Source organism: Streptococcus sp. DD11 (assembly GCF_001578865.1).
GTDB classification, from domain to species: Bacteria; Bacillota; Bacilli; order Lactobacillales; family Streptococcaceae; genus Streptococcus; species Streptococcus panodentis.
On the sequence record NZ_KQ969397.1, the window covers coordinates 107,416 to 110,430 of the forward strand.

At 49.8% G+C, this 3,015-nt stretch carries 4 protein-coding genes; all 4 read right to left on the minus strand.

The features are described from left to right. Positions 1-236, minus strand: a 236-nt coding sequence (locus tag STRDD11_RS11545) for a uracil-DNA glycosylase family protein (RefSeq protein WP_346962595.1), incomplete at its 3' end; no start/stop codon positions are given. 56 nt (positions 237-292) lie between these two features. Then, on the minus strand, positions 293-1,693 hold the full coding sequence (pepV, locus tag STRDD11_RS11550) for a dipeptidase PepV (RefSeq protein WP_128837418.1): 1,401 nt from the start codon (positions 1,691-1,693) through the stop codon (positions 293-295). Positions 1,694-1,777: 84 nt separating this feature from the next. After that, the gene (locus STRDD11_RS11555; RefSeq protein ID WP_128837419.1) at positions 1,778-2,383 is read right to left on the minus strand and encodes a nitroreductase family protein; all 606 of its coding nucleotides are present in this window, start codon (positions 2,381-2,383) and stop codon (positions 1,778-1,780) included. 101 nt (positions 2,384-2,484) lie between these two features. Further along, the coding region (locus STRDD11_RS11560; protein WP_241209445.1) for a metallophosphoesterase family protein at positions 2,485-3,015 on the minus strand (531 nt) is incomplete at its 5' end.

The following is a 3,015-nucleotide window of genomic DNA, read 5'->3' on the forward strand; positions in this document are numbered from 1 at the left end:
TAGCCCGACTGATAAAAGGTCTCCTCGCTGACTCCCAGCCATTCGCGCAAGCGGTCGCCGCTCTTATCTTTCCAGTAAAGCCGCGACTCCTGAGCCTTGAGGCCCGGTGCCTGACCGACGATATTGATACGGGCTGTCCGAGGCGCCGCAAAGAGCGGCTCGATGCCCTTTTCTGTATAAGCTTGATTCTGCGGATCGGCCATGATGGCCTTGGTGATGTCTTCTAGTGTCTTCATAGAGCTGCTCCTGCTTTTAAAGAAACTCATCTGGCAGCGCCAAACGAGTTCAAAGATTATTTAATCAATTCGTAGATTGCTTCGGCATAAATAGCCGCTGCCCGGAAAAGGTCATCCAGGTCAATGAATTCATTGGCCTGATGCATGGTATCAATCGAATCCGGGAACATAGCACCATAAGCAACCCCGCGTTTGAGCAGACGGCCGAACGTACCGCCGCCAATCACCTGCTCGTGTCCCTTGAGTCCGGTTTGCTTTTCATAAACGCTGAGCAGGGTCTGTACCAGCGGATCTTCCAAAGGCACATAGTGCGGCGTGTGACCATGCTGGGCAAGCGTTACTTGGGCAACTGGCAGCTTAGCCAGCACTTGCTGAATAGCCTCTGGACTGGTCCCTTGTGGATAGCGGATATTGAGGGCGATCGTATTGTCCCCGCTCTTTTCGTCAAAGCGGAAGACACCGGCATTCATAGACAGATCTCCCATCTTTTCATCATGGATGGCAATGCCCAGCGCCTGTCCTTCATGGTCATTGAGCAGCGCATCACCCGCCACTGCCAGATAGTCCTTGGCTGGACCGGCAAAGTCAAACTGGGACAGGAATTTCGCCAGATAAGTCGCACCGTTGATACCGGAAGCCGGCATAGCACCATGAGCTGACTTGCCAACCAGAGTGACCGTGATTTGCCCGCCTGCCAACTCTTCATAGGTAAAGCGCAGCTGGTGTTCCTTAGCAAAAGCATCCAGCTTGTCTACAAAGCCGGGCAGCTGTCCGGACACCACTGCTGTTGCAGACTCAGGCACCATATTTTCCCGCAGTCCGCCCCTAAAGCTATGCAGATGTGCTGGTCCGCTGTTTTCCCCGGCAAAGTGCAGATACTCAGTGATATTGCCTTTCTCTCCATTGATAATCGGGAATTCAGCATCAGGAGAAAAGCCAAAGTCAGGCTCAGGCAGACCGACATGCTGGAAGTAATAGTCCATATCCGCCCAGCCGGACTCTTCGTCAGTCCCGACAATGAAACGAACCTTTTTAGAAGTCGGCAGGCCCAGCTCTTTGATAATCTTAAGGCCATAGTAGCAGGCTACTGTCGGTCCCTTGTCATCGGATGAACCACGGGCATAGAGGCGGCCGTCCTTGATGGTCGGGGTATAAGGATCTGTATCCCAGTCGCTGCCAGCCGGCACGACATCCATATGGGCAAAGATACCCAGAACTTCATCGCCTTGACCAAACTCAAAATGACCGGCATAATTATCTACATTCTCGGTCGGATAGCCGTCACGCGCCGCCAGCTCCAAAAACTTATCCAGCGCCTTCACCGGACCGGGACCGAAAGGATGCTGAGCATCTGCCTTAGCATCATCCCGCTCAGAGTTAATCTCCAAAAGGCTGAACAAATCAGCCAAGAGGGCTTCCTTCCTTTTGTCAACTTCTGCTTTAAAATCAACTGTCATGGACTTTCTCCTTTTCGATTTAAAATGAATTTGTTGCGATTTAATTCGTATAATCCAAAACCATCCCTGCCAAAGCAGGGAAACTTAACGTTTCTCGATGATTTCATCCACTGGCAGACGATAGCTAGGTTCCAGCTTATCGTCCGTATAGCCAACTGTAATCAAGAGTTCTGGCCGAAAACGTCCATCGATTGCCAAAACCTCATTGGCCTTTGACTTGTCAAAACCAAGGATGATGTTGGAGCTGATTCCCTGGTCAGTCAGGGCCAAGACCAGATTCATGGCTACCAGACCGGCATTCAGAGCCAGATAGTCGCTTTTCTGCTGGTCGCTGTAATGGCTGTACTCCGCCGGCAGGTTCTGCATATAGTATTGCAGGAGCTCATCTGTCATATTGTTGACGCCGGCGATTCGGGCAATTTTGCGGGCCCGCTTAGCGAGATCTGTATCGGTAAAGAGGGCGATGGTCACCGGTGCTTCCTGGATTTGGTCCTGATTGGCACCGTAGGCGATACTTGCCAGTTCCGCATTCTTCTCCCGTACGACGACAAACTTCCAGGGCTGACTGTTGTGAGCGCTGGGCGCCAAAGTTGCAATCTCAATGGCCGTGCGGACATCCTTAGGGTCCACCGGTTTGTCTTTGAAGTGCTTGGTTGCATGGCGCTTCTTATTTAATTCTAAAAATTTCATAGCAGATTCCTTTTCTAAACAAGGACGGAAATCAAAAATCCCCATCATTTATTACTATTACCCTTATTTTAACATATTTTGTAAGAGTTTGCAGGGGTTTTTCATTCCCTTAAAAAATCATAGTATTTTTGCACATCCTTGATATAAGCATATTTCTCATTGAGCTGAGCCAGCAATTCCTTGTTATGACCCGGATAATTGTCCTCTCGGCGGAGTTCTTCATACAGTTCGATGTAGGGCAGCTGCTTTTCTTTAGCCAGTTTTAACTCTGCTTCAGTATCATAAGCTACTTTGCGAAAACTAATATTGGTCAGACCATCTTCTTCTATCTCTATCAGAGCATACTGAGCTCGGTGATTCTGCAGCTTCCCCCAAGTGAAATAAGGCATGCCTATCGTGCCGGGATTGAGGATTTGCTGACCTGTCGTGGCATAGCGGAGCAGCTGTTTGTGAACGTGACCGTAGATAGCCACATCTACATCCTCCGAGACCAGCTGATTAAAATCTTCGGTGCTGTTTGTCACCTGCAGGCCACTGCCGTAGTTCTTATCAGGGAGATTATGGGAAAGGGCAAAGCGCAGGCCATTGATTTCCTTAGCCGCTGTCAAAGGAAGATTCCGAAGCCAGTCAAT

Coding starts and splice junctions, on each gene's coding strand:
- pepV (WP_128837418.1), bottom strand. CDS start 1,693: ATGACAGTTGATTTTAAAGCAGAAGTTGACAAAAGGAAGGAAGCCCTC.
- STRDD11_RS11555 (WP_128837419.1), bottom strand. CDS start 2,383: ATGAAATTTTTAGAATTAAATAAGAAGCGCCATGCAACCAAGCACTTC.